Annotated in this window: 26 protein-coding genes and 1 tRNA gene; 19 read left to right on the forward strand and 8 right to left on the reverse strand. The window is 66.6% G+C overall.

Features of this window, described 5'->3' with window-relative positions:
- Positions 1-14 precede the first annotated feature (14 nt).
- A complete protein-coding gene (locus EL288_RS08995) occupies positions 15-389 on the forward strand; it encodes a hypothetical protein (protein WP_003812662.1) in 375 nt (124 codons plus the stop codon).
- Between the two features lie 33 nt (positions 390-422).
- Here EL288_RS08995 and EL288_RS09000 read toward each other — a convergent pair whose 3' ends face one another.
- Positions 423-1,538, reverse strand: a complete 1,116-nt coding sequence (locus EL288_RS09000) for a substrate-binding domain-containing protein (RefSeq protein WP_033458857.1) — start codon at positions 1,536-1,538, stop codon at positions 423-425.
- Positions 1,539-1,699: 161 nt separating this feature from the next.
- On the opposite strand from EL288_RS09000, the gene EL288_RS09005 reads away from it, so the two are divergent.
- The 14 genes from EL288_RS09005 to EL288_RS09070 all read left to right on the forward strand — a co-directional run bounded on the left by EL288_RS09005 (position 1,700) and on the right by EL288_RS09070 (position 15,960).
- Positions 1,700-2,437: an ABC transporter permease gene (locus EL288_RS09005; RefSeq protein ID WP_003812658.1), complete on the forward strand. Its 738-nt coding sequence runs from the start codon at positions 1,700-1,702 to the stop codon at positions 2,435-2,437.
- The gene (locus EL288_RS09010; RefSeq protein ID WP_033458855.1) at positions 2,434-3,138 is read left to right on the forward strand and encodes an ABC transporter ATP-binding protein; all 705 of its coding nucleotides are present in this window, start codon (positions 2,434-2,436) and stop codon (positions 3,136-3,138) included. Before EL288_RS09005 ends, EL288_RS09010 begins: the two co-directional genes overlap by 4 nt.
- A complete protein-coding gene (locus EL288_RS09015; RefSeq protein WP_004567445.1) occupies positions 3,135-3,953 on the forward strand; it encodes a substrate-binding domain-containing protein in 819 nt (272 codons plus the stop codon). The genes EL288_RS09010 and EL288_RS09015 overlap by 4 nt, the downstream gene beginning before the upstream one ends.
- A 283-nt stretch (positions 3,954-4,236) precedes the next feature.
- On the forward strand, positions 4,237-5,640 hold the full coding sequence (gene leuC, locus EL288_RS09020) for a 3-isopropylmalate dehydratase large subunit (RefSeq protein WP_033446523.1): 1,404 nt from the start codon (positions 4,237-4,239) through the stop codon (positions 5,638-5,640).
- Between the two features lie 14 nt (positions 5,641-5,654).
- Entirely contained in the window at positions 5,655-6,305 is a 651-nt protein-coding gene (gene leuD, locus EL288_RS09025) for a 3-isopropylmalate dehydratase small subunit (protein ID WP_010926388.1), read from the forward strand.
- A gap of 81 nt (positions 6,306-6,386) precedes the next feature.
- On the forward strand, positions 6,387-7,463 hold the full coding sequence (gene leuB / locus EL288_RS09030; protein WP_003812648.1) for a 3-isopropylmalate dehydrogenase: 1,077 nt from the start codon (positions 6,387-6,389) through the stop codon (positions 7,461-7,463).
- Positions 7,464-7,649: 186 nt separating this feature from the next.
- Positions 7,650-8,780, forward strand: a complete 1,131-nt coding sequence (gene asd, locus EL288_RS09035) for an aspartate-semialdehyde dehydrogenase (protein WP_003812646.1) — start codon at positions 7,650-7,652, stop codon at positions 8,778-8,780.
- A 170-nt stretch (positions 8,781-8,950) separates the two neighbouring features.
- Positions 8,951-10,615: a FimV/HubP family polar landmark protein gene (locus tag EL288_RS09040; protein WP_033455266.1), complete on the forward strand. Its 1,665-nt coding sequence runs from the start codon at positions 8,951-8,953 to the stop codon at positions 10,613-10,615.
- A gap of 3 nt (positions 10,616-10,618) precedes the next feature.
- Positions 10,619-11,431, forward strand: a complete 813-nt coding sequence (gene truA / locus EL288_RS09045) for a tRNA pseudouridine(38-40) synthase TruA (RefSeq protein WP_003812640.1) — start codon at positions 10,619-10,621, stop codon at positions 11,429-11,431.
- 144 nt (positions 11,432-11,575) lie between these two features.
- The gene (locus EL288_RS09050; protein ID WP_003812637.1) at positions 11,576-12,670 is read left to right on the forward strand and encodes a TRAP transporter substrate-binding protein; all 1,095 of its coding nucleotides are present in this window, start codon (positions 11,576-11,578) and stop codon (positions 12,668-12,670) included.
- A gap of 211 nt (positions 12,671-12,881) precedes the next feature.
- The gene (locus EL288_RS09055; protein ID WP_033451894.1) at positions 12,882-13,511 is read left to right on the forward strand and encodes a TRAP transporter small permease subunit; all 630 of its coding nucleotides are present in this window, start codon (positions 12,882-12,884) and stop codon (positions 13,509-13,511) included.
- A 2-nt stretch (positions 13,512-13,513) separates the two neighbouring features.
- Positions 13,514-15,181, forward strand: coding sequence for a TRAP transporter large permease (locus EL288_RS09060; protein WP_003812634.1), 1,668 nt, complete (start codon positions 13,514-13,516; stop codon positions 15,179-15,181).
- 14 nt (positions 15,182-15,195) lie between these two features.
- Positions 15,196-15,852, forward strand: a complete 657-nt coding sequence (locus EL288_RS09065) for a phosphoribosylanthranilate isomerase (protein ID WP_003812630.1) — start codon at positions 15,196-15,198, stop codon at positions 15,850-15,852.
- Between the two features lie 31 nt (positions 15,853-15,883).
- Positions 15,884-15,960, forward strand: a tRNA-Val gene (locus EL288_RS09070).
- Positions 15,961-16,145: 185 nt separating this feature from the next.
- Here the strand turns inward: EL288_RS09070 and EL288_RS09075 are convergent.
- From EL288_RS09075 to EL288_RS09090, 4 genes are all read right to left on the reverse strand, one after another.
- Positions 16,146-16,424, reverse strand: a complete 279-nt coding sequence (locus EL288_RS09075; protein ID WP_003816743.1) for a BrnA antitoxin family protein — start codon at positions 16,422-16,424, stop codon at positions 16,146-16,148.
- Positions 16,411-16,677, reverse strand: coding sequence for a BrnT family toxin (locus EL288_RS09080; RefSeq protein ID WP_015064047.1), 267 nt, complete (start codon positions 16,675-16,677; stop codon positions 16,411-16,413). The genes EL288_RS09075 and EL288_RS09080 overlap by 14 nt, the downstream gene beginning before the upstream one ends.
- A 230-nt stretch (positions 16,678-16,907) precedes the next feature.
- A complete protein-coding gene (locus EL288_RS09085; protein WP_230591571.1) occupies positions 16,908-18,407 on the reverse strand; it encodes a M81 family metallopeptidase in 1,500 nt (499 codons plus the stop codon).
- A gap of 103 nt (positions 18,408-18,510) precedes the next feature.
- Positions 18,511-19,491 carry a Bug family tripartite tricarboxylate transporter substrate binding protein gene (locus EL288_RS09090; RefSeq protein ID WP_248284845.1) on the reverse strand — a complete coding sequence of 327 codons (981 nt, stop codon included), beginning with the start codon at positions 19,489-19,491 and terminating at the stop codon, positions 18,511-18,513.
- A gap of 294 nt (positions 19,492-19,785) precedes the next feature.
- On the opposite strand from EL288_RS09090, the gene EL288_RS09095 reads away from it, so the two are divergent.
- The gene (locus EL288_RS09095; protein WP_003812619.1) at positions 19,786-20,418 is read left to right on the forward strand and encodes a helix-turn-helix transcriptional regulator; all 633 of its coding nucleotides are present in this window, start codon (positions 19,786-19,788) and stop codon (positions 20,416-20,418) included.
- Between the two features lie 110 nt (positions 20,419-20,528).
- Positions 20,529-21,239 carry an aquaporin Z gene (aqpZ, locus tag EL288_RS09100; RefSeq protein ID WP_003812617.1) on the forward strand — a complete coding sequence of 237 codons (711 nt, stop codon included), beginning with the start codon at positions 20,529-20,531 and terminating at the stop codon, positions 21,237-21,239.
- A 38-nt stretch (positions 21,240-21,277) separates the two neighbouring features.
- Here the strand turns inward: aqpZ and EL288_RS09105 are convergent, their stop codons facing one another.
- Positions 21,278-21,550, reverse strand: a complete 273-nt coding sequence (locus EL288_RS09105; protein ID WP_003812615.1) for a hypothetical protein — start codon at positions 21,548-21,550, stop codon at positions 21,278-21,280.
- Between the two features lie 159 nt (positions 21,551-21,709).
- On the opposite strand from EL288_RS09105, the gene hemN reads away from it, so the two are divergent.
- On the forward strand, positions 21,710-23,134 hold the full coding sequence (gene hemN, locus EL288_RS09110; protein ID WP_003812613.1) for an oxygen-independent coproporphyrinogen III oxidase: 1,425 nt from the start codon (positions 21,710-21,712) through the stop codon (positions 23,132-23,134).
- On the opposite strand, the gene EL288_RS09115 is transcribed toward hemN, so the two are convergent.
- Both EL288_RS09115 and EL288_RS09120 read right to left on the reverse strand, forming a co-directional pair.
- Entirely contained in the window at positions 23,131-23,523 is a 393-nt protein-coding gene (locus EL288_RS09115; protein ID WP_003812612.1) for a hypothetical protein, read from the reverse strand. The genes hemN and EL288_RS09115 overlap by 4 nt on opposite strands.
- A gap of 5 nt (positions 23,524-23,528) precedes the next feature.
- Positions 23,529-24,305: a response regulator transcription factor gene (locus tag EL288_RS09120; protein ID WP_003812610.1), complete on the reverse strand. Its 777-nt coding sequence runs from the start codon at positions 24,303-24,305 to the stop codon at positions 23,529-23,531.
- A 387-nt stretch (positions 24,306-24,692) separates the two neighbouring features.
- Here EL288_RS09120 and thrS point away from each other — a divergent pair, with 387 nt between their 5' ends.
- The gene (gene thrS, locus EL288_RS09125) at positions 24,693-26,642 is read left to right on the forward strand and encodes a threonine--tRNA ligase (protein ID WP_003812608.1); all 1,950 of its coding nucleotides are present in this window, start codon (positions 24,693-24,695) and stop codon (positions 26,640-26,642) included.
- Positions 26,643-26,659: the final 17 nt, after the last annotated feature.

Below are 26,659 nucleotides of genomic sequence, written 5' to 3' on the forward strand. Positions count from 1 at the left end.
AGCCAGGAGGCACCATGAAAAAGATTGCCGCGTTGATCATCGCCCTGGCCGCCGCGCCGGCCCTGGCCAAGCTGCCGCCGCCTACGCCCGAGGCCGCGGCCAAGGCCAAGGAGACCGCGGCCAAGGCGGCCTGGTCGGGAAAAATGGATGCCTTCCGGCTGTGCCGCGTGCAGGACGAGGTGGCGGCTACCTACTTCGAGCGGGCCAAGGCGGCCGGCAAGACGACCCGCGCGCCCATGGCCACGCCCGAGTGCAAGGATCCGGGGCCGTTCGTCTACAACGCGGAAGACAAGCCGCGCGAAGCATCGGGGGCGCATTCGCCGGCCGATACGGCGGCCAAGCCGCCCAGCACTCCCGCGCCGGCTGCCGAGCAGAAACCCGGCCAGTAAGTCCGGGCCGCAAGCCGCGCGGCGCCCGCCGTCTCAGGTCCGGCGCGCGCGCCGGACCTTCTTGCGCGCGAAATCCCACCAGGGCAGCACGCGCCGCATCGACAGCACCTGGCCCGTCTGGGCCGGCGCATAGCCGGGAATGGCCGCCAGCGTGGCCTGCCAGGCCGGACTGCGCAGGATGGACAGCAGCGCCTGCGTGGAGGGCTGGTCCAGCGTCGATTTCAGGCACACCAGGAAATAGTTCTCGCGCACCAACGGAATGAAATCCAGCCGCTCGCGGTGTGCCGCCGGCTCGATACCCAGGCCGGCATCGGCGCTGCCCGAGACAATGGCGTGGGCGACCGCCGCGTGCGAAGGCTCGGTGCGTTCGTAGCCGGCGATGGCCGCGGGTTTCAGCCCGGCCTGTTCCAGCAGCTCGTCGAACAGCACCCGGGTCCCGGTGCCCAGCGCGCGGTTCACATAGCGCACGCCGGAGGCGGCCAGGTCGGCCAGGGATGTGATGCCGTGCGGGTTGCCGCGCGCCACGATCAGCCCCTGGCTGCGCTGCGCGAAGCCGATGATCTTGTGCAGGCCGGGCTGCAGCATGGGCTTGTAGGTGCGCTCGGCCAGCGAGCCCGGTTCCGGCGCCTCGCGGGTGTGAAAGCCTGCCATGACGCAGCGCCCTTCGTTCAGGGCGCTGATGGCGTCCACGCTGCCGGTGAAGCGGATGTCCAGGTGCAGCTTGGCGCTGGCCACCGCGTGCTCGCGCAGCGCCTGCAGCGCGTTGTCGTGGCTGGCGTACAGGGGCACGACGTGGGCGGCGTCGTCGAAGGCCACCGCGAACGCGCGCTCGAGGTCGGCGCGCAAGGCATTGATCTGCGGCGCCAGGCGCGCCTGCGCCTGGCGCTCGGCCCACAGCAGCTTCTCGCCGAACTCGTTGAGCCGCGCCGGCTGGCCCTTGTCCCAGACGATCAGGGTGCGGCCCAGGGTCTGTTCCCATTTTTTCAGTTCGCCCCACACATGGCGGTACGACAGGTCCAGCGCCTTGGCGGCGGCGGAAATCGAACCGTGCTCGCGCACGGCCGACAGCAAGTCCATCAACGCGTTGCGCAGCAAGGCGGGGCGGGGGTCGCTCGGACCCAGGGAGTAGGAGATCTCGATGTGGCGCACGCGGCAAGTATGCCCGAAATGCGGGACTTGCTGCGGGCGCCGGCGGCAGGCCGTTCCCGCGGCGACAGGCTTGCTTCACCCTATGCAATTCGTTTCATATGGCCGGGTCCGCGCCCCTGCGATACGCTCCGGCAATTAACAAAATGAAGTAAGCGAATACATTGTCAGAGAGCCTTGCGATTGCGCTGCGTCTGATCGTGTCCGGCGATCCGGTCCTGATGGCCATCGTGGGACGCTCGCTGGCGGTCAGCGCGACGGCCTGTGTCCTGGCCTGTCTCATCGGCATGGCGGCAGGCGGGTGGCTGGGCGTTGCGCGCTTTCGCGGCCGCGGCATCGTGCTGACGCTGCTCAACACCTCGCTGGCGCTGCCTTCCGTGGTGGTCGGGCTGGCCATCTACCTGCTGCTTTCCCATTCCGGTCCGTTGGGCTTTCTCGGCTGGCTGTTCTCGTTCAAGGCCATGGTGGTGGCGCAGACCATCCTGGTCGTTCCCATCGTCACGGCGCTGGTGCGCCAGACCATCGAGGACGCCGAGCGCCACCATGGCGAACAACTGCGTTCGCTCGGCGCGCGGCCGGGCATGCTGAGCCTGCTGCTGCTGTGGGACGAGCGCTTCACCTTGCTGACCATCGTCATCACGGCGTTCGGGCGCGCGGTGTCGGAGGTCGGCGCCGTGATGGTGGTCGGCGGCAACATCGACGGCTATACCCGCGTGATGACCACCGCCATCGCGCTGGAAACCAGCAAGGGCGATCTGCCGCTTGCCATGGCCCTGGGCATGCTGCTGCTGCTGGTGGTGCTGCTGCTCAATATCCTTGCCGCGCTGGTGCGGCGCTGGCGCCTGCGCCGCGATACGGGCCTGGCCGGCCTGTATGGCCGGCACGCGCGGGGCATGGCATGACGGTGCTGTTCGATCTGCGTGGCGCGGACGTCTACTACGGCCCGGTGCATGCCCTGCGTGAGGCCGAAGTGCGCATTTGCGCCGGCGAACAGGTGGCGCTGGTCGGCGCCAATGGCAGCGGCAAGAGCACCTTGCTGCGCCTGTTGCACGGGCTGGTGACGCCGCGCGCGGGCCAGGCGCGATGCGCGGCGCGCGCGCGCCAGGCCATGGTGTTCCAGCAGCCCTACATGCTGCGCACTTCGGCGCAGAACAACGTGGCCCTGGCGCTGTGGCTGCGCGGCATGCGCTGGCGCGAAGCGCGCGCGCGGGCGCTGCATGCCCTGGAGCGCGTCGAGCTGACCGAGCTGGCCGGCCGCAACGCCAAATCCATGTCGGGCGGCCAGCAACAGCGCCTGGCGCTGGCGCGCGCCTGGGCGCTGGAGCCCGAGGCGCTGCTGCTGGACGAACCGACTGCCAGCCTCGACCCTCATGCCAAGCGCGACGTCGAATTGCTGATGGAGCAGTTCGCGCGGCCGCGCGACGGGCTTGCGCCGGCCATGATCTTCAGCAGCCACAACCTGGGCCAGGTCAAGCGCCTGGCCCGGCGCGTCATCTACCTCGAGCGCGGCCGGATCCTGGCCGACTTGCCGGTGGACCAGTTTTTCAACGGGCCGCTGCCCGAAGCGGCGGCATTGTTCGTCAAGGGAGAACGCATACCATGAAAATCCTCAACGCAATCCGCCGCGGGCTGGCGCTGGCCGGCCTGGCCACCGTGCTGGCCGCGCCGCTGGCGGCGCGGGCCGAGACCATCGTCATGGCCTCCACCACCTCGACCGAGCAATCAGGCCTGTTCGGACACCTGTTGCCGGCCTTCAAGAAGGCCAGCGGCATCGACATCAAGGTCGTGGCCCAGGGCACCGGCCAGGCGCTGGACATGGCGCGGCGCGGCGACGCCGATGTGCTGTTCGTGCACGACCAGGTGGCCGAGGAGAAATTCGTGGCCGACGGATACGCGGTCAAGCGCTACCCGGTCATGTACAACGATTTCATCCTGGTCGGTCCGGCCAAGGACCCGGCCGGCGTCAAGGGCAACGACATCGTCGCCGCGCTGGGCAAACTGGCCAAGGACAACGCCGACTTCATCTCGCGCGGCGACAAGAGCGGCACGCATGCGGCCGAACTGCGGTTCTGGAAGCAGACCGGCTCGGACAGCAAGGGCAGCGGCTACAAGGAATGCGGCTGTGGCATGGGGCCGGCGCTGAACATGGGCTCGTCGATGAACGCCTATGTGCTTTCCGACCGGGGCACCTGGCTCAGTTTCAAGAATCCGGGCGAGCTGAAGATCCTGGTCGAGGGCGACAAGCGCCTGTTCAACCAGTATGGCGTGATGGTGGTCAATCCGGCCAAGTTCCCGCACGTCAAGGCCAAGGCCGCGCAGCAGTTCGTCGACTGGGTCACATCCAAGGCGGGCCAGGACGCGATCGCCAGCTACCAGGTCAATGGCCAGCAGTTGTTCTTTCCCAACGCCGACAAATGAGCGCCTGACCGCATGGCCGCCTCGCGAGGCGGCGTTTGCCCGGCCGGTTGAGCGGCCGGGCGCGTGCGCGCCGCGCGGACAGCACGAAATCCAAAGGCCACGAGTATCTCGTGGCCTTTTGCACGGGGCGTCGTCGCCAGCCGCTTGCCGGCGCAGGGTAGTGCTTTCAATACTAGGATAACAGGTGTGATTGTACTAGCTTGAGAGGCTCGGCATAATCGAGTCGAACGTCGCTTCGACGTATGCCCGGCGCATGCCGGATGTTCCTCTCAAGAGTGCTTCCATGGCCCAAACGCTTTACGACAAACTCTGGGACGCCCACGTCGTCCACCAGGAATCCGACGGAACCTGTCTGCTCTATATCGACCGCCACCTGCTGCACGAAGTGACCAGCCCGCAGGCGTTCGAGGGGCTGGCGCTGGCCGGACGCCAGCCGTGGCGCGTCGGGGCCAACCTGGCCGTGGCCGACCATAACGTTCCCACGCTCAACCGCGCCCAGGGCATCGAAGACCCGATCTCGCGCCTGCAGGTCGATACGCTGGACGACAACTGCGCCAAGTACGGCATCACCGAATTCCGCATGAATGACCTGCGCCAGGGCATCGTGCACGTCATCGGCCCGGAGCAGGGCGCGACCCTGCCCGGCATGACCGTCGTCTGCGGCGACTCGCATACCAGCACGCACGGCGCGCTGGGCGCGCTGGCCTTCGGCATCGGCACTTCCGAGGTCGAGCACGTGCTGGCCACGCAGACGCTGCTCATGAAGAAAGCCAAGAGCATGCAGATCAACGTCGAGGGCGAGTTGCCGTTCGGCTGTACCGCCAAGGACGTGGTGCTGCACATCATCGGCATCATCGGCACGGCTGGCGGCACCGGCCACGCCATCGAATTCTCCGGCAGCACGATCCGCGGCCTGTCCGTCGAGGGCCGCATGACGGTGTGCAACATGGCCATCGAGGCCGGCGCGCGCTCGGGCATGGTGGCCGTCGACGACAAGACCATCGATTACTTCCGCGGCCGCCCGTTCGCGCCCGTCGGCGTGCTGTGGGACCAGGCAGTCGGCTATTGGCGCACGCTGCACTCGGATGCCGGCGCCAGGTTCGACCGCGTCATCAACGTCGATGCGCGCGACATCAAGCCGCAGGTCACCTGGGGCACTTCGCCCGAAATGGTGCTGCCCGTCGATGGCCGCGTGCCCGATCCCGATCGCGAGAAGGACGACGTGCGCCGCAGCGGCATGGAACGCGCGCTCGAGTACATGGGCCTCAAGCCCAATACACCGCTGGTCGATATCCGCGTCGATCGCGTGTTCATCGGCTCGTGCACCAACTCGCGCATCGAAGACCTGCGCGCGGCCGCGGTCGTGGCGCGCGGCAAGCGCGTGGCCGCCAACGTGCGCCAGGCCATGGTGGTGCCGGGTTCCGGGCTGGTCAAGCAACAGGCCGAGCGCGAGGGGCTGGACAAGATCTTCATCGAAGCCGGCTTCGAGTGGCGCGAGCCGGGCTGTTCGATGTGTCTGGCCATGAATGCCGACCGCCTCGAACCGGGCGAGCGCTGCGCCTCGACCTCCAACCGCAACTTCGAAGGCCGCCAGGGGCAGGGCGGGCGCACGCACCTGGTCAGCCCGGCGATGGCCGCCGCCGCCGCGGTGGCCGGCCATTTCGTCGACGTCCGCTCGTTCCGTTGATCCAGGATTCCAACATGCAAGCATTCACCCAACACGAAGGCCTGGTGGCACCCCTCGATCGCGAGAACGTCGACACCGACCTCATCATTCCGAAGCAATTCCTCAAGTCGATCAAGCGCGCCGGCTTCGGCCCCAACCTGTTCGACGAACTGCGCTACCTGGACCATGGCGAACCGGGCATGGACAACAGCAAGCGTCCGCTCAACCCGGATTTCGTGCTGAACCAGCCGCGCTACCAGGGGGCCTCGGTGCTGCTCGCGCGCAAGAATTTCGGCTGCGGTTCCAGCCGCGAGCACGCGCCCTGGGCGCTGACGCAGTACGGTTTTCGCGCCATCATCGCGCCGTCCTACGCCGACATCTTCTTCAACAACAGCTTCAAGAACGGCCTGCTGCCCATCGTGCTGGGCGAGCTGGAAGTCGCGCGCCTGTTCGACGAAGTCAAGGCATTCCCCGGCTTCAAGCTGAACATCGACCTGGAGCGCCAGGTCGTCATCGCGCCGGATGGCCGCGAGCTGGGCTTCGATATCGAACCGTTCCGCAAGTACTGCCTGCTCAACGGCCTGGACGATATCGGCCTGACCCTGCGCCAGGCCGACAAGATCCGCGCCTTCGAGGCCGAGCGCCTGGCGCGCCACCCGTGGCTGGAAAGCCGCCCGGTCGCCTGACGCGTTGCCTGCCGGCCCGCCGTCCGCGTTGATCGCGCGCGGCGGGCCCTTGCCTTGTTTTCCCGCTTACAGGAATTTTTCATGACTCATCAGATCGCAGTCCTTCCCGGCGATGGCATCGGCCCTGAAATCGTCGAGCAGGCCGAGCGCGTGCTCAAGGCGCTGGACCTGCCGCTCGAACTGCGCCAGGCCCCGGTGGGCGGCGCGGCCTTCGACCAATTCGAGCATCCCTTGCCGCCGGCCACGCTGGAATTGGCGCAAGGCTCGCACGCGGTGCTGTTCGGCGCCGTGGGCGACTGGAAGTACGACACGCTGCCGCGCGAATTCCGCCCCGAGCAGGCGATCCTGGGCCTGCGCAAGGCGCTCGGGCTGTTCGCCAACCTGCGCCCGGCGATTCTCTATCCCGAGCTGGCCAGCGCCTCCTCGCTCAAGCCCGAGATCGTGTCCGGTCTCGACATCCTGATCATCCGCGAACTGACCGGCGACATCTATTTCGGTACGCCGCGCGGCGTGCGCACGGCCGCCGATGGCGCCTTCGCCGGCGAGCGCGAAGGCTACGACACCATGCGCTACGCCGAGTCGGAAGTGCGGCGCATTGCCCGCATCGGCTTCGAGTCGGCCCGCAAGCGCAACAAGAAGCTGTGCAGCGTCGACAAGGCCAACGTGCTGGAAACCTCGCAGTTCTGGCGCGACCTGGTGATCGAGGTCAGCCGGGATTATCCCGACGTGGAACTGTCGCATATGTATGTCGACAACGCCGCGATGCAGCTGGTGCGCAATCCGCGCCAGTTCGACGTGATCGTGACCGGCAACCTGTTCGGCGACATTCTTTCGGATGAGGCCGCCATGCTGACGGGCTCGATCGGCATGCTGCCTTCGGCCTCGCTGAACGCCGCCGGCCAGGGCCTGTACGAGCCCAGCCACGGATCGGCGCCCGACATCGCCGGCCAGGGCATCGCCAATCCGCTGGCCACCATCCTGTCGGCCGCCATGCTGCTGCGCTATTCGCTGAATCTGGCCCCGCAGGCCGACCGCGTCGAGGCCGCCGTGCGCAAGGTGCTGGCCGACGGCCTGCGCACCGCCGATATCCACGAGGCCGGCACGACCAAGGTGTCCACCTCGCAGATGGGCGACGCCGTGCTCAAGGCCCTGGGCTGAGCCGTAGCGCCCGGCGCCGGTGCCGGGCGCGTCCATTGTGCGAAAGGGCCGCGATTTTTGCGGCTTTTCCGCACAATTTGTCCCTATATTCTCGGATGCAGCGCAACATCGGTGCGCACATTCTGATAAATTGTCCAGGTTGCAGGTTCTTTTCTTTCTACCGATACCTTTTTAAGAGCTCTAGAAATGACGCAAGCAGTAGGCCTCGTCGGTTGGCGCGGTATGGTCGGTTCCGTTCTCATGCAGCGCATGCGTGACGAGAACGACTTCGCACTCATCGAACCCGTATTCTTTTCCACCAGCAACGCTGGCGGCGCCGCGCCCGCCTGGGCCGAAGGCGCGGGCCCGTTGCAGAATGCCTACGACATCGACGCTCTTAAGAAACTGCCGATTATCGTCACCGCCCAGGGCGGCGACTACACCAGCGAGGTCTATCCCAAGCTGCGCGGCGCGGGCTGGCAAGGCATCTGGATCGACGCCGCCAGCACCCTGCGCATGGCCGACGACGCCATCATCGTGCTCGATCCGGTCAACCGGCCGGTGATCGACGCGGCGCTCAAGCGCGGCGTGCGCAACTTCGTGGGCGGCAACTGCACGGTCAGCTGCATGCTGATGGGCCTGGCCGGCCTGTTCAACAACGACCTGGTCGAGTGGATGACCTCCATGACCTACCAGGCCGCCTCGGGCGGCGGCGCGCAGCACATGCGCGAACTGCTCACCCAGTTCGGCCTGCTCAACCAGGCGGTCAAGCCCTTGCTCGACGATCCGGCCGCGGCCATTCTCGATATCGACCGCGGCGTGCTGGCGCGCCAGCAGGACCCCTCGCTGCCGCAGGAGCATTTCGGCGTGCCGCTGGGCGGCAACCTGATCCCCTGGATCGACAAGGATCTGGGCGACGGCATGTCGCGCGAAGAGTGGAAGGCCGAGGCCGAGACCAACAAGATCCTGGGCCGCGGCGCGGCGTTCGGCACGCCGGCCACGCCCATCGATGGCCTGTGCGTGCGCATCGGCGCCATGCGCTGCCATAGCCAGGCACTGACCATCAAGCTCAAGCGCGATGTGCCGCTCGACGAGATCGAGGACCTGATCGCGGCCGGCACGCAATGGGCCAAGGTCGTTCCCAACACCAAGGAAGACACGGTGAAGGCGCTGACGCCGGTGGCCGTGACGGGCACGCTGGATATTCCGGTGGGCCGCCTGCGCAAGCTGTCGATGGGGCCGCAGTACCTGGGCGCCTTTACGGTCGGCGACCAACTGCTGTGGGGCGCGGCCGAGCCGCTGCGCCGCATGCTGCGTATCGCGCTGGCCGAAGCCTGACGCGCGGCGCCGGCGCGCATGGCAGGATACAAGGGCGCCCGCGGGCGCCCTTGTCGCAGGCGCGCCGTTTTCGGCGGCAAGGGCCGCGGGTTTGTGAATCGTGGCCGATCCATTACACTTTTCCCCTGCATTTGCCGGCCATTCGCTCTGACCACGGAATCCTCATAAATATGCGTTCGACCTTGCGCCCTCTGCAGCCCGCCCGCCGTTCACAGGCCCTTTCGTGGGCCCTCGTCCTGGCGCTGGGGGCCGGGGCCACGGGGGCCGAGGCGGCCCGGCTCGGGCACGCGCGGGTGGTTTCGCCGCCCGGCGCCGCCTTGCAGGTCGTGGTGCCCTTGCTCGAACTGAGCGCCGACGACCTGGCCACCCTGCAGGTTTCGCTGGCCGACGAAGCGGCCTGGCGCCAGGCCGGCCTGACTCCGCCGGTGCCGCTGTCCAGCGCCACCGTGCGTATCGAGCCGGGTGCCGACGCGTCGCGCCGCAACGTGCGTATTTCTTCCAGCCAGCCGCCTGCCGGCAACGCGGTCGACGTGCTGCTGGACCTGCGCTCGGGCGCCGGCCAGCGGCAGGTCCAGGTCACCATCCTGGTGCCGCCGCGCGGCAGCGCTGCGCGCGTGGCGCCGGCCAGCGTGGGCACGCCCGCACCGGCCGGCCAGGCCAGCGCCGGCTCCATCGACGTGCGACGCGGCGATACGCTGTTCGGCATCGCCCAGCGCAATGCCGTGGCCGGCGCCAGCGTCTACCAGATGCTGGTGGCGCTGTGGCGCGCCAATCCCGAGGCCTTCATCCAGAACAACATGAACCTGGTGCGGGCCGGCGAAACGCTCGACATCCCCGACGCGGCCACGGTACGCGCCATCGATCCGGCCGAAGCGCGGCGCATCTTTGCCCAGCATGCCGAGGCCTTCGCGCGTTATCGCGGCCGCGCCGGCGCGCTGGCCGCGGGCGGCGCGGCCGTCAGCGGTACGGGCGAGGCCGGCGCGGGCCGGCTGGGCAGCGCGGCGCAGGCCGAGGCGGCCGGCGCCGCCACGGCGCAGGACCGCCTGCGCCTGTCCAGCGCACAGGGCGGCGCCAACGCGCAGGCCGATGCCGCGGGCGACGCGCGTGCCTCCAGCGGGCGCGCGCTCGATGACGCGCAGCAGCGCGTCGAAAAACTGCAATCCAACGTCGATGCGCTCAGCCAGGCGGCCGGCGCCGGCAAGACGGCAAGCGGCGAGGGCAGCGCGCCCGCCAACGCATCGGCGGGCGCCGGCGGCCAACCCGGCGCCGATGGCAAGGCCGGCGCTGACGGCAAGCCAGGCGCCGACGGCAGGCCAGGCGCCGACGGCAAACCCGGGGCCGACGGCAAACCGGGCGGTGCCGCTGCCGGCGCGGGCGCCGCTACGCAGGCAGGCGCGGCATCGGCGGGTTCGACGGGCGCCAATGGCGCCGCGGCCGGCAGCGCTGGCGCGGGCGCCGCGGGCAGCGGGCCTGCCGCCGCGCCTGGCGCCGCCGGCTCGGCGTCGGGGAACGCTTCCGGGCTGTCGCTGCCCGGCGGCGCGGCCGGGCAGGGCGGCGAAGCGGCCAAGGGCGAGTCCACGCAGGGCGGCATGCCCGGCTGGCTGGCTGACAATCTGCTGGCCATAGTCACCGCCGTGCTGGCGCTGATCGTCTTCATCGTCGCCTGGGCCCTGCGCCGCGCCGGCGCCCGCCGCGACGACGACGACGAGGCTTCGGCGGCCTATCCCGAGCCCGCGCTGGACACGGCTGCGCTCACGCGCAAACTGGACTCGATCAGTCTCGACCTGGACGAGCCGCCCACCGACGAACCCCGTCCGGGCGGCAAGCGAACCTGATTCATGTCCCGCATTGCATTGGGGCTGGCCTACGACGGCTCGGCCTGGCAGGGTTGGCAGACGCAGCCGCATGGCGTGACCGTGCAGGACCAGGTCGAAGCCGCGCTGGCTTCGTTCGCAGGCGGCGGCGGGCCGGTGGCGACGGTCTGCGCCGGGCGCACCGACACGGGCGTGCACGCCGCCATGCAGGTCATTCATCTCGACACCGATCTGCAGCGTCGCGACGAGTCCTGGGTGCGCGGCGTCAACGCCTTTCTGCCGCCCAGCATCGTCGTGCAATGGGCGCGTCCGGTGAGCGAGGCCTTTCATGCGCGGTTCTCGGCGCGCTCGCGCACCTACGTCTATCTGCTGTGGCGCGGCCGCGTGCGGCCGGCGCTATGGGCCGGCCGAGCCGGCTGGGCGTTCCAGCCGCTGGACGTGCCGGCCATGCGCGCGGCGGCCCGCACGCTGCTGGGCGAGCACGATTTCTCCAGTTTCCGCTCCTCGCAATGCCAGGCGCGCCATCCGGTGCGCACGCTCCACCGCCTCGACATCGACGAGCGCGGCGCATTCCTGGTGTTCACGCTGCGCGCCAATGCCTTTCTGCACCACATGGTGCGCAATCTGATCGGCGCGCTGCTGCAGGTGGGGCAGGGACGCGAATCCGTGGCCTGGATGGACGCGTTGCTGCGCGCGCGCGACAGGCGGCTGGGCGCGCCCACGTTCATGCCCGACGGTTTGTATCTTTCAGCGATCGAATACCCGGCGGAGTTCGGTTTTGACGAACTCGACGGTGGGACAATGCTGCTCTCGCCGTTCACGGGCGCTTTAGGGTAATCAGCAGGGCGGCAAGACCGCCCGATCCCGATATCATTGCGGACGAAAAAAAAGCGGAACCCTCTATCAGGTTCACCGCGTGCGGCCGTTTTACGCAAACGGTCCGCGCTCAGCGCATTCTTCCACACCCAGGAGACACCCGTAATGCAACGCCGTTCGTTCCTCAAGCAGGCCACATTGGGCGCCGCCGCCGGTGGCGCAGCCCTGGCAGCCCCCGCCCTGGCGCAAGATTCCCCCACCATCCACTGGCGCCTGGCCTCCAGCTTTCCCCGCAGCGCCGATGCCATCTTCACGGGCGGCGAGAACCTGGCCAAATACGTAAGCGAAGCCACGGACGGCAAGTTCAGCATCCGCGCGTTTCCCGCCGGCGAGATCGTGCCCGCGCTGCAAGTCCTGGACGCAGTCCAGAACGGCACCATCGAGTGCGGCCATACCGCCTCGTACTACTACTTCGGCAAGGATCCGGCGCTGTGCTTCGACGGCGCGGTGCCGTTCGGCCTGAATACCCGCCAGATGAACGCGTGGATGCGCCACGGCGACGGCCTGAAGCTGACGCGTGAGCTGTTCCAGAAGTACAACGTGGTCAATTTCCCGTGCGGCTACACCGGTACCCAGATGGGCGGCTGGTTCCGCAACGAGATCAAATCTGTCGACGACCTGAAAGGGCTGAAGTTCCGCGCCAGCGCGTTCGCCGGGGCGGTGCTCTCGCGCCTCGGGGTGGTGCCGCAGCAGATTGCCGGCGGCGATATCTATCCCGCCCTGGAAAAAGGCACCATCGACGCGGCCGAATGGATCGGTCCGTACGACGACGAGAAACTGGGCTTCCACAAGGTGGCCAAGAACTACTATTTCCCCGGCTGGTGGGAAGGCACGCTGCAGGTGTCGCTGTACGTCAACCAGGACGTCTACAACCAGCTGCCCAAGCATTACCAGGCGGCGTTGGCCCAGGCCGCGGCGGCCGCCACCAACGACATGATCGCCAAGTACGACGCCGAGAACCCGGCGGCCTTGCGCCGCCTGGTGGCCGAGGGCGCGCAGCTCAAGGCCTTCCCCAAATCCGTCATGGAGGCTTGCTATACGCAGGCCCAGGCGGTCTACAAGGAGTTCTCCGAGAAGGACCCGATGTTCAAGCGCGTCTACGACAGCATGGTGGCTTTCCGCGACAACGAGATCCCCTGGTTCCGCGTGGCCGAAGGCAGCTACGACGGGTTCATGGCGACGGTGGCGCGGGGCAAATAACCCCGTTTCGACGCGACGCGGGCCGGCCGGACCGCCACAGGATATAAAATTCCCAGGTTTGGCCCGGCGCGGCGCCCGTCAAGAGCGGACGCGGCCCGTGGTTCCACGCACGGCGGCAACGGCCTGGCAACCCCAAAGCGGCCGCGTGCTTATCCCGGATGCCTGATGTCCAGGCGCCGGGCAAGAAGCCTTTTTTCAAAGTATTCCCATCATGAAAGCATTACTCGCCTTATCGCGCGGCATAGACGCGCTGAACCTGCGGGTCGGCCGGGCCGTGACATGGATCACCTTGCTGGTGGTGCTGGTCAGCGCCGGCAACGCCGTGGTGCGCAAGGTGTTTCATAGCAGTTCGAACGCCTGGCTGGAACTGCAGTGGTACATGTTCGGCGCGATGTTCCTGCTGACCGCGGGCTACACGCTGCTGAAGAACGAGCACGTGCGGGTGGACATTCTGTCCTCGCGGCTGCCGCGCCACAAGCAGATCTGGATCGAGATCTTCGGGGTGGTGTTTTTTCTGCTGCCGGCGTGCATCCTGATCATGGTTCTGTCGTGGCCGGTGTTCATGGATTCGTACCTGAGCGGCGAGCAGTCGTCGAACTCTGGTGGGCTGATCCGCTGGCCGGTCAAGCTGTTGATTCCGGTGGGGTTTGCGCTGCTGGTGCTGGCGGGGCTGTCGCACCTGATCAAGTGCATCGGGTTCTTGCGCGGGCAGTGTCCGGACCCGACCGCGCGCGAGGGCAGCAAGAGCGCCGAGGAGCTGTTGGCCGAGGAGATTGCCCGCGAAGCGCTGGAGCGCGAGGCGAGCGTGCAAGAACAACGTAATAACCACGAAGGCCGCTGATCATGGAGTTTCTGATAGCCAATCTGGCGCCGATCATGTTCGCGACGCTGGTGCTGTTTTTGCTGCTGGGTTTTCCGGTGGCGTTCGCGCTGGCGGCCAACGGGATTCTGTATGGTCTGGTGGGCATCGAGCTGGACCTGCTCAGCCCGGCGCTGTTCCAGGCCCTGCCGCAGCGGGTGTTCGGCATTATTTCCAACGACACGCTGCTGGCGGTGCCGTTTTTTACCCTGATGGGGCTGGTGCTGGAGCGATCGGGCATGGCCGAGGACCTGCTCGAGACGATCGGCCAGGTGTTCGGTCCGTTGCGCGGGGGGCTGGCGATCGCGGTGGTGTTCGTGGGCGCGATGCTGGCGGCGACCACCGGGGTGGTGTCGGCCTCGGTGATTTCGATGGGGTTGATTTCGCTGCCGATCATGCTGCGCTACGGGTATGACAGGCGGCTGGCCAGCGGGGTGATCGCGGCCTCGGGCACGCTGTCGCAGATCATTCCGCCCTCGCTGGTGCTGATCATCCTGGCCGACCAGCTGGGGCGCTCGATCGGGGACATGTACCGTGCGGCGATGGTGCCGGGGTTCGTGCTGGCGGGGCTGTACATCGCCTATGTGGTGGTCGTCTCGCTGGTCAAGCCCTCGGCGGCGCCGGCGCTGCCCGAGGAGGCGCGCAGGTTTCGCGAGCCCAACGGCTCGCGCGGGGGGCGTTCGCTGCTGGTGCTGATGCTGATTTCCTCGCTGTCGGCCTATGTGCTGGGGCAGTGGCTGGAGAACGACACGGCGCCGGTCGACGAGCAGGTGGTGGTGAGCCTGCTGCTGTGGGGGCTGACGGCGTTCGTGATCGCGATCGCCAACAAGGTGTTTCGCCTGAAGATGCTCTCGGCGCTGGCCGAGCGGGTGACCTTCGTGATGATCCCGCCGCTGTTCCTGATTTTCCTGGTGCTGGGCACGATCTTCATCGGCGTGGCCACGCCCACCGAGGGCGGGGCGATGGGGGCGGTGGGGGCGATCATCATGGCGCTGATCCGCCGGCGCCTGACGCTGGAGCTGCTCAAGCAGGCGATGGACACGACCACCAAGCTGTCGTGCTTCGTGGTGTTCATCCTGGTGGGCTCGACGGTGTTCGGGCTGACCTTCCGCGGGGTCAACGGCGATCTGTGGGTCGAGCACCTGCTGATCGGGCTGCCGGGCGGGGAGTGGGGGTTCCTGATCGTGGTCAGCGTGCTGACCTTCGTGCTGGCGTTCTTCCTGGACTTCTTCGAGCTGGCGTTCATCATCGTGCCGCTGCTCGGCCCGGTGGCCGACAAGATGGGCATCGACCTGATCTGGTTCGGGATCATCCTGGCGGTGAACATGCAGACCTCGTTCATGCACCCGCCGTTCGGCTTCGCGCTGTTCTACCTGCGCTCGGTCGCGCCCAAGGACGCCTACAAGGACAAGATCACCGGCAAGGTCATCCAGCCGGTGACCACCGGCCAGATCTACTGGGGCTCGGTGCCGTTCATCGTGATCCAGCTGTTCATGGTGGCCGCCGTCATGCTGTTTCCCGGCATGGTCATGCACTACAAGGGCGGACAGTCCACCGTCGACCCGGCCAGCGTGAAGATCGAGATCGAAAGCAATTATGGAACTAATATCTATGGAGACGAAAGCTCCGATCCTGGGGCAGCGTTCAAATAGGTAGCACGGTAGTCATGCGTACACGCGTCAAGATCTGCGGGCTGACCCGCGAACAGGACATCGCCAGCGCCGTCCAGGCTGGCGCCGATGCCATCGGCTTCGTGTTCTATCCGGCCAGCAAGCGCCATGTCGATCCTGTCCGCGCGGCGCAACTGCGCCGCGAGGTGCCAGCCTTCGTCGATGTGGTGGCCCTGTTCGTCAACCCGCGGCCCGACGAGGTCCAGGCGGTGCTGGACCACGTGGCGCCCGACCTGCTGCAGTTCCACGGCGACGAAACCCCGCAGGATTGCGGCCGCTACGGCCGCCGCTACCTGCGGGCCTTTCGCGCCGGGGCCCCCGGCCTGGACAGCGCCGCCGGCCTGGCCGCGGCCTGTCGCCAATATGCCGACGCGGCCGGCTGGCTGTTCGACAGCTACAGCGCAGGCTATGGCGGCAGCGGGCAGGGCTTCGACCACGGCCTGCTGGCCGGCGTGCAGGCCGATCCGGCCTCGCGCGCCATCGTGCTGGCCGGCGGGCTGCACCCGGGCAATGTCGCCGACGCCGTGCGCGCCGTGCGGCCGTGGGCGGTCGATGTCAGCAGCGGCGTGGAGGACGCGCCCGGCATCAAGTCGGCCGACAAGATCCGGCAACTGATGGCGGCGATAAAAAGCGTCGACCAAGTTGCACGCTGAAAAAAATCCATATATAATTCTTCTTCTTTGCAGGCGGTTAGCTCAGTTGGTTAGAGCGCTACGTTGACATCGTAGAGGTCGTTGGTTCGAACCCAATACCGCCTACCAAATTCCTGCAAAGTGGTGCCAAGCACCACCTTAAAAGCCGCGTCAGTCTTTGACTTCGCGGCTTTTTGCTTTTGGCGTTGCCAAGCCAAATAGCACCAGGATCCGTTTTCGGCGCTGGGCCAGATACTCGGCATGGTTGTATGCCCGTTGCGCCATGTTGCGCTTCTTGCGGGCGAGCTGGCCTGCTAGCCAGGCTGGTGCGTCTTCAGCCAATCCCGCAGGGCTGCATCCACGCGAGTCTGCCAACCGGTGCCGGAGGCCTTGAAGGCTTCTACCACGTCAGGCGATAGCCGGATGGTGACGACCTGTTTGGTGGGTGTCTTTTGAGGCCCACGGCGACGAATGCCGAGCATCGCGTGCACCGACTCGGGCAGTACTTCGGCGGCCGGCTTGGCCCGCCGAAATTCCGCGTCCGTCCATTCGGGGTTGTCGCGGTCAATCTTTTCGGGGTCAGGCTTTTTCATAACGAGCTACCTCACGAGCATTTGCCTTACGCAGGCTGATGATGCGTAGCGACTCGCCGCGCACCGTGAATACCACCATATGGAGCCGGCCATCGATTTTGCCCAGCGCCTGATAGCGCGTCTCGGCGTAGACCTGGCGGGTATCCTCAACCACCAGCGCGCTGGCCCACTCGAAGCCACGCACCAACTCGAACGACAGGCCGCGATCGGCAATGTTCTTGTCGTTCTTGGCGGGGTCGTAGGTGATATCCATGAATCAGATTGTATTTACGTTTTAATCCTGAATCAAGCATATTGTACTTACGTTATTCCGTCGCCCGCTACCGAGGGGCCGCGTGCTGGGCCTGGCGTGCGGGGTTGGGGGCGTCGTCGATGGGCGGCGTGCAGCAGGTAGCACCCGGCAAGTTGATAAGCGCGAGGAAAGGAAATGCGACTTTCCCCGATCGCTATGCGCGCAGCGCATGAACGTTTTGCCTTGGAAGCCTAGGGATTGAAGTCGGGCTCTCCATACGGAAAGTAGTTTTCGACCTTGACGTTACGGTAGGGCAGCGCGTCCAGGTGGATGGTGCCCAGGAACGGGTGGGGCGGTTCGACCAGGATGATGGTCCGGGCAAAGCCGCTGTCGTCGAAGCCGCGCCGGAAGTGCGCCCGCGACTTGATGACGAATATGTCGAAGTCCGCCAGCGTCATCCCCATTTGTTCGAGCATTTCACGTTCGGTGATTTGCATGAGGTAGGCGCTGACCACCAGCACATTGCCGTCCCCGAACGCAACCGTGTACCAGTCCGAGCGGCTGTTGGTGCCGTCCTGCGATTGGCCGTGGCCCAGTATCCGCCCCTGTATCCGGACGGGCTCTCCGGCCGAGTCGTCGACGCGCCCGCCTACCTGCTCGTCGAAGGCATCGCCGGCACGCGCGCCGCGTTGCTTGAGCCGGCTGACCAGCTCGTAGTCGGCCACCGTGGCGATCAGGGTGCGCCGCGCGCCGGTGCGCACGAGCTCCTGCAAGGTCCAGGTGGCGGCGCCGGAGCGGTCGCTGTAGTCGGCCAGTACGACCGGCGCGTTGCCGTTGGCGGTTTCCTGGCGGGCGCTGGCCACGCCGCGTTCGATCGGTTCGATGCGGGCGGCATTGAGCAGGTCGTGGCGCGCGCGCCACGCGGCCTGGGCCATGTCGCGCGCAATCCGCTGCGCCAGTTCGGGCTTGCCGTTGGTCAGCGTCTGGATGGTCATGCCGACATCGGGCACGTCCGCCCAGGGAAAACCGAAGAAGACATTGACGTAGGCGTCGGGCTCGCGGGCTTCCCAGGTCAGGGCGCGGTGCACCAGTTGCAGCCATGGCGAGGTTCCGCCCGTCCATTGGAGTACGGTGGGCGTGAGGATGGGAACCTTGACGGTCATCGTCGCGGGCCGGTACTCGCCGCGGATCGCGCGCACCATGGTGCGCGCGGCGCGCTCGCCCTGCAAGTGCATGTCGTAGTGCGGGAAGTACTTCACGCAGAATGCCAGGTCGGCGGCCTGCAGGAACTGTTCGTCCTCGTTGCCGTGCGGATCGAACGTCGCGGCCAGGATGGCGGCCTCGCCCACGACCTGGCGCACCCGTCGCGCGATGTCGGCCTCCGGCCGCTCGACGCCGCGCACCGCCATGGCCCCGTGCAATGCCATGTACACGCCATCGAACGGGCCGCGTTGGGCCAGGTCGTCGAGCATGATGCCGAGGAAGTGTTCGTAGGCTTCGTGCGTGACCCAGCCCGAGCCGATGCCCGTCTTGGGAAAGAGCGGCGACTCGATGCCCACCAGCTCGACTTCGGTGTATTCCCGGGCGCATTGCACGAAACCGCCGAGATAGCCTTTGGCGTCGTAACCCAGCAGCACCTCGTCGCGGCACGGTGAACCGTCGAATACGAAGTCATCGAGTTCGGTGTCCCGTTCGAGAAAGGTGACGGTTTCGTGGGAAAAATGAAGGACCGCGATACGGGTTTTCTGCATGGCTGGCATTGTGAAAGGGTTCATGCGCCGCGGGCGCCCCATGGGCGCCGCGTGGTTTTGCCTGGGCCGGCGCCGGCGCGGATGGCGGCGCCGCAATCGTGGCTCAGTTCTGTTTTTCTATTCCTGCGTCGGCGATCACCTTGGCCCATTTCTGCTGCTCGGTGTCGATGAAGCGGCGGAAATCGTCGCCGAAGACGGTGCCGGCATTGCCGCCGGCCGCGCCCAGGTCGCGGCGCAGGGCGTCGCTTTGCATCACGGTTTTCAGCGCGGCCGAGATTTTCTGCACGATGGGCTCCGGCACGCCCTTGGGCAGGATCAGTCCGCCCCAGGAGATATTCTCGAAGCCCGGCAGGCCCGACTCGGAGAAGGTCGGAATATCGGGATGCGCGTTGTCGCGTTCGCGCGAGGTGATGGCCAGCGCCTTGAGCTTGCCGCTTTCGACCAGCGGCATGGCAACCGAAATGTTCGTCACGGTGTAGTCGATGCGGCCGCCGGTGAGATCCTGCAGGGATGCCGGGTCGCCGTTGTACGGGACGAACAGGACGTCGATGCCCGCCATGCTCTTGAGGAGTTCGCCGCCCATGTGGCCGCTGCTGCCTATGCCGGCGGCCGCGTAGCTCAGTTTGCCGGGCGCCTTCTTGGCGGCCGCGATCAGTTCGCCAAGGTTCTGGTAGGGCGAGTTGCCCGGCACGACCAGGACGTTCGCAACCGAAAACATGGCGCCTACGGGCGTGAAGTCGGCGTCGGCGTCATAGGGCAGCTTGTTGAACAGCGCCGGATTGACCGTCAGCGTGTTGATGTTGCCGTAGCCGAAGGTCGAGCCGTCCGGGCGCGCGCGCTTGATGCTGGCCATGCCGATCGAGCCGGCCGCGCCCGGCTTGTTCTCGATGACGATATTGGCGTTGAGCGCCTTGCCCAGATGCGTCATCGTGATGCGCGTGAAGATGTCGGCGGAGCCGCCCGCCGCCGACGGGATGATCATCGTAATGGGCTTGTCGGGCCACGTCTCGGAGGCCTGTTGCGCCGCCGCCGGGCAGGACAGCGCCAGCGCCGCCGCCAGCGCAAGGGTTCGGGTGAGTGTCATGGCAGATTTCCAATGGATGAGGCGAAGAGGGTGTGCGTGTATTGGCGCGGCCCGGCGTTCAAGCGGCCAGGCGGTTGTCGTCCGGCGCGCGTCCGTCGACGGGCGTGCTTGCTGTTCTAGACATTTTGTCTCGTGATAGACTTATTTTCAACAACGAGCAGGGGGTTTCAGCGTAAACCCCTAAGCGCGGCGGGCAGGCGGCCGCTCCTTGCCGGGACGATCGGGCATGCCCGCGCGCTGCGGCGGCGGCATCGTCGATCGCTACAATACCGGCCTATCGTCGAGGGACCACTCATGGCAAAGAGGCAGGGCAGCAAGGAAAACCAGGCCTTGGTCGAGCAAGTCATGCAGATTGCGGCGGGGCTGGGCGAGACCCTGGCGCCATTCACCGAGGTCGTGGTGCATGATCTGCGCACGCCCAGGCACGCCATTCTTGCCATCCACAACAACCTCTCCGGCAGGACGGTCGGCGATCCCGCCACCGAGCTGGGCCTGGCGCGCATCGCCGACAACAACTATCCGCAGATCATCGCCAACTACCCGAACAAGTTCGCCGACGGGCGCCGTTCGAAAAGCACCTCGATCGGCATCAAGGACAGCGAGGGGCGCTACGTGGCGGCGCTGTGCCTGAACGTGGACGTGACCCTGTTCAAGGGGCTGGCCAGCATCCTGGAGAAGTTCTCCAGCGTGGAGGGCGACACCGTGAGGGAGTCGCTCGATCCCGCCAGCGCCGACGCCATCCGCGCGCGGATCGACCAGTTCGCGCTCGACCTGGCCACCACGCCCCAGGCGCTTGGCGCCGAGCACAGGCGGGCGCTGATGCAACAGCTCAGGGACGAGGGATATCTCGACCTGCGGCGCGCCAAGGAAACCGTGGCCGAACACCTGGGCGTGTCCAGGGCCACCGTGTACAAGGCGATCAAGTAGCCGGCCGCCGGCTGGCCGCGCTGCCCGTGCTCATCGGCCAAATTTGCATTGTTTGAAAGTCGTGATTTCCATCCCGGGCTATCTTTGCTGCACTTTCGGGAGAGGAAACCATGCAACCACTTTTCAAGCGCTGCGGCGCGGAGTTTTTCGGTACGTTCTGGCTGGTGTTGGGCGGTTGCGGCAGCGCGGTGCTGGCCGCCGGGGTGCCGCAGGTCGGCATCGGCTACGCCGGGGTGGCGCTCGCGTTCGGCCTGACCGTGCTGACCATGGCCTACGCCGTGGGCCATATTTCCGGCGGGCATTTCAACCCGGCCGTCACGGTAGGGCTGGCGGCGTCGGGACGTTTCGGGTGGCGCGACGTGCCGCCGTACATCGTGGCGCAGGTGGTGGGCGCCATCGTGGCGGCCGCCACGCTGGCCAGCATCGCACAGGGCGTGGCGGGTTTCGACCTGGTGGCCAGCAAGTTCGCCGCCAATGGCTATGGTGACCACTCGCCCGGCAAGTATTCGATGCAGGCCGCGCTGATCTGCGAAATCGTGCTGAGCGCCGGATTCGTGTTCGTCATCCTGGGCGCAACCGACAAGCGGGCGCCGGCCGGGTTTGCGCCGATCCCGATCGGGCTGGCGCTGACGCTGATCCACCTGATCAGCATTCCGGTCACCAATACGTCGGTCAACCCGGCGCGTTCCACCGGCCCCGCGCTGTTCGTGGGCGGCTGGGCCCTGGAGCAATTGTGGCTGTTCTGGCTGGCCCCCATCGCGGGGGCGCTGGTCGGCGCGCTGGCGTACCGGCTGGTGGGCACGCCCAGCGCGCAGCGCTGAGGCCGGCAAAGGCGGCGGCGCGCCGCGCCGCCGGATCCTTACATGGGCAGGGCGTCGTCGTCCTCGTCCTCGTCGTCCTGTTCGAGGGCGTCGTAACCTTGCCAGGTCAGGCGCCATGCGCCGCCGTCGACCGCCTTGACCAGGCCGGCATCGGCCATGATGTCCAGGTGATGCGCCACCCATTCCACGGCGACGCCGTTGCCGTTCTCGTCGACGACGGCGGTTTCGATCTGGTCGATGGCCAGGGCAGGAAGGTCGGCGTCGGCGATGGTGCGCAGGATGGCAACCACCAAATCGAAGTCGCGTTGCATGGGAGAACCTCTGATATCGGAAAGAAAGACCGTTGACGTTACCAGAGCCGCATGTCGCCGGCCACCGTTGTTTTGCCGCGCCGGCAGATTCGGGGACATTTTGCGGTCTTGAGCCAGATCAAGGCCGGCTCGCTGCCACAGCCGCACAATGTGGTCATCATGTCCGACACGCTGATTCCCGAACGCTTTGCCGACGCGCCCAGGTCCCGTCCCGTCTTTCCGGACAGCCTGCTCAGCCGCCTGGACAAGAGCGGCCCCCGCTATACCTCGTATCCGACCGCCGACCGCTATCACGACGGCTTCGGCGCGCGCGACTACCACCAGGCTCTGGCCGAGCGGACGGCCTCGCGCCGCGGCGAACCGATGTCGCTGTACGTGCACGTGCCGTTCTGCGATTCGGTCTGTTACTACTGCGCCTGCAACAAGGTCGTGACGCGGCATCATGAGCGCGCCGCGCCCTATCTGGATGCCCTGGGCCAGGAGCTTGCTCTCCAGGTGGAGGCGCTGGGCAGCGGCGAGCCGGTGTCGCACCTGCATCTGGGCGGCGGAACGCCGACGTTCCTGTCCGACGCCGAGTTGACGCGCTTGATGGCGATGCTGCGCGGCGCCTTCACCCTGACGCCGGACGCGGAAGTGTCGATCGAAGTGGACCCGCGCACGGCCGACCGCGGCCGGCTGGCGCACCTGCGCGAGCTGGGTTTCAACCGCCTCAGTTTCGGCGTGCAGGATTTCGATCCCCGGGTGCAGCAGGCGGTGCACCGGGTGCAGCCGTTCGAGGACGTCCGGCAGCTGATGCTGGCCGCCCGCGAGCTGGGGTTCGGATCGATCAACGTGGACCTGATCTACGGCCTGCCTCATCAGACGCTGGCCTCGTTCGCTCGTACCGTTGAGCAGGTGGGCGAGCTGCGGCCGGATCGCATCGCCCTGTATGCCTACGCGCACCTGCCGCAACGTTTCGCGCCGCAGCGCCGCATCCTGGCCGCGGACCTGCCCGACGCGAGCACCCGTGTCGGCCTGCTGGGCGACGCCATCGCGGGCTTTCTCGAGCTTGGGTATGTCTACATCGGCATGGACCATTTCGCCCTGCCGGACGATGCCCTGGCCGTCGCCCGGCGCGAGGGCAGGCTGCATCGCAATTTCCAGGGTTACACCGCGCAGCCCGACGGCGACCTGATTGCCCTGGGCGTGTCCGCCATCGGCAAGGTGGGGAACGTGTACAGCCAGAACGTCAAGACGCTGGACGCCTACTACGGTGCGCTAGCGCAGGCGCGGCTGCCCATCGAGCGGGGCCTGCGCCTGTCGGCCGACGACGAGCTCCGGCGCCGGCTGATCATGGCGGTGATGTGCCGGGGCCGGCTGGCGCTGGCCGAGCTGGGTGGGTCGGCCGGCGCGCCCGCCAGCGCGGCGTTCGGGCCTGAACTGGCCCGCCTGCGGGAGCTGGCCGGACTGGGGCTGGTGACCCTGGACGCCGAGGTGATACAGGTAACCGAACTGGGGTGGTATTTCGTGCGGGCGGTCGCCATGACGTTCGATCGCTACCTGCGCGAGGCCGCGCCGGCCGCAAGCTATTCGCGCATCGTCTAGGGCGGCGCGGGCTGCTGCTCCTGCGCCATGGGGTCGCCGCCCAGCGCATCCAGGCTGGCCAGCATGGCCTGCTCGAGTTGCAGCAGACGGCTTTCCAGCGCCGCGGCCTGGCTCCACAGCTGGCTGCCGCGCCTGGGCAGCTGCCGGTGCACGGCCTCCAGGCGCGCCAGCGTTTCGGGGTCGGGCCAGAGGGTGCAGATGGCGCCCTTGGCCCGATGCAGGCGCTCGCGTACCGTGGCATTGTCGCGCTGGCGTAAAGCGCGGCGGATTTCGAGACGGTCGTCGCGCAGGCAGCGCAGCGCCAGTTCCAGCAGGGCGCGTTGCTGCGCCGGGCCAGGGCATAGCCATTGAACGCAGAGGGTCCCGGAGGCTTGATGGTGCTTGGCCATGGGATTCAGCCATAGACGTTTTGCTCGAATTTCTCGCTCAGGTACAGGGCCAGCGCGAGGTCGTCGGCCAGGCCCAGTTTCTTCATGGCGCGGCGCTTGTGGGTGCTGACCGTTTTCTTGCTGCGCAATAGGCGGCCGGATATCTGGGTTACGGAAAAGCCCTGCGCGATTTGGCGCAGGATTTCACGCTCGGCATTGGTGAGCCGGGAGTCTGGCGGGTCGGGGATGGTGGCGCGCAACTGGCCTGTGCGGGCGCTGAAGAACGCCCGTCGGCTCACGACGGTCGTGCGGATCAGTTCGGCCAGCAGGCTCAGCGGCGCGCCCTTGGGCAGGAAACCGTTGGCGCCGGCGCGGAAGGCCGCGTACTCGGTTTCGTGCGCCTTGCCGGCCGAAATCGTGATCACGGCCATGTCGGGGCAGAGGCGGCGCAGGCGGCGGATGAAGTCCACGCCGTCCCAGCTTTGCGCCGGCATGAAGAAATCGATGACGGCCGCGTCGCAAGGATGGCGCTTGAGCTGGTGGGCCAGCGCCACGGCGTTGGTCTCGGTCAGCGCGACCTCGAAGTCGCCGTGTTCGCCCAGGTATGCGCTCAGGCCTACCGCGACGGCGGGGTGGTCGTCCAGGATGGCGACCCGCAGGCGGCGGCTGGGCCGGGATAGCAGCATGTAGCGGCGCGCCGATGCCACGGCGGGCTGGGCGCTGGAGGGATAGGTGGCGGGAGGATGGGCCGCGCAGGCCTGCCCGGCGAGGACTGGCGCGGCGTGGGATAGGCGGTGAGGCATGGGGACTCCTTCTATGCCTGGCGTCACGAGCGACAAGCTCAGCTGTCATGGCAGGTTACGAGGGTTTTGAGAGGAGTCCGATAAGTCGTTGGAAAATCAGACAGATCCAGTGTGGGGCAGGCGCAGCGGGTTCGGGGACGAAAGGTGCTACAATTGGCGACGTTTGGCATGCCGACCCGCGTGCCACCCTTGACGCATATCCGAGGCACGATCCAGATGCTGCTGCGCCCGACACGAACTACGACCGGAATCTTCCGCACTCAGTCGCGTTAATGATTTCATGCGTCGGGTTGGTATCGCGTCATTGCGGTAAATACTCAACAAGGCACCAGACAAAACGCGGCCAGGCAGCCGCGTTTTTCGTTTCCAAATCCAGGAATTCCTTCGATGGTACAAATTACCTTGCCGGACGGCTCGCAGCGCCAGTATCCCGGTCCCGTGACGGTGGCCGAGGTTGCGCAATCCATAGGCGCCGGGCTGGCCAAGGCGGCGCTGGCCGGGCGCGTCGCGTTCGATGGCGCCGAGCCCCGGCTGGTCGATACCAGCTTCCGCATCGACAATGATGCGCAGCTCGCCATCGTTACCGCCAAGGATGCCGACGGCCTGGACCTGATCCGGCACTCCACGGCGCACCTGCTGGCCTATGCCGTGAAGTCGCTCTTCCCGGATGCCCAGGTCACCATCGGCCCGGTGATCGACAACGGGTTCTACTACGATTTTTCGTATAAGCGCCCCTTTACGCCGGAAGACCTGCAGGCCATCGAGAAGAAAATGGCCGAACTGGCGCGCAAGGACGAGGTCGTCACGCGCGAGGAATGGTCGCGCGACGAGGCGGTCGCCTATTTCAAGGGCATCGGCGAGGTCTACAAGGCGGAGATCATTGCCTCGATTCCGTCCAACGAAACCCTCAGCCTGTACCGGGAAGGCGATTTCATCGACCTGTGCCGCGGCCCCCACGTGCCCTCGACCGGCAAGCTGAAGGTCTTCAAGCTGATGAAGGTGGCCGGCGCCTACTGGCGCGGCGACAGCAAGAACGAGATGCTGCAGCGGATCTACGGCACGGCGTGGGCGAGCAAGGACGACCAGGATGCCTATCTGCACATGCTCGAGGAGGCCGAACGGCGCGACCATCGCAAGATCGGCCGCGAACTCGACCTGTTCCATTTCCAGGACGAGGCCCCCGGGCTGATCTTCTGGCATCCGAAGGGCTGGGCGCTGTGGCAGCAGGTCGAGCAGTACATGCGCAAGGTGTACCAGGACAACGGCTACCAGGAGGTCAAGGCGCCGCAGATCCTCGACCTGACGCTCTGGAAGAAGACGGGCCACTGGGACAACTACCGCGAAAACATGTTCACGACCGAGTCCGAAAACCGGGTCTACGGTCTGAAACCCATGAACTGCCCCGGGCACGTGCAGATCTTCAATGCCGGCCTGCATTCCTATCGCGAATTGCCGCTGCGTTACGGCGAGTTCGGGCAATGCCACCGCAACGAACCGTCCGGCTCGCTGCATGGCATGATGCGGGTGCGCGGTTTCACCCAGGACGACGGCCACATTTTCTGTACCGAAGACCAGTTGCAGGACGAGTGCGCCGCATTCACCGCCTTGCTGCAGAAGGTCTACAAGGACTTCGGTTTTACCGAGGTGCTGTACAAGGTCGCCACGCGTCCCGAGAAGCGCATCGGCAGCGACGAAATCTGGGACAAGGCCGAAACCGCCCTGATGGAAAGCCTGCGCCGTACCGGCTGCGAATTCGAGATCTCGCCGGGCGAGGGCGCTTTCTACGGCCCCAAGGTCGAATACACGCTCAAGGACGCCATCGGACGCCACTGGCAGTGCGGCACGATCCAGGTGGATTTTTCCATGCCCGTACGGCTGGGCGCCGAGTACGTCGACCAGAACGACCAGCGTCGTCCGCCGGTCATGCTGCACCGTGCCATCCTCGGTTCGCTGGAGCGTTTTATCGGCATGCTGATCGAAAACCATGCCGGTGCCATGCCGCCCTGGCTGGCCCCGTTGCAGGCGGTGGTATGCTGCATCTCCGAGCATTCCGCCGAATATGCGGCACAAATAACACAAAGCCTGAAAAAACAAGGCTTTAGAGTGCAGGCTGATTTGCGTGGTGAAAAAATCACTCGTAAAATCCGTGAACACAGCCTGCAGAAAATCCCGTATCTCCTCGTCGTTGGTGACAAGGAGATGCAAAACGGCACCGTCGCGGTGCGGGGATTGGGTGGCCTTGATCTGGGCGTCATCGCACTCGATGATTTCATCGCGCGCCTGGCCGAGGATATCTCCACCCGCCGCAATGTCACCCAACTCGCGAGCGCTGCTTAACCTTTCTAGGAGTCGTC

This window comes from Bordetella bronchiseptica, assembly GCF_900636925.1.
In the GTDB taxonomy this organism is placed as follows: Bacteria; Pseudomonadota; Gammaproteobacteria; order Burkholderiales; family Burkholderiaceae_B; genus Bordetella; species Bordetella pertussis.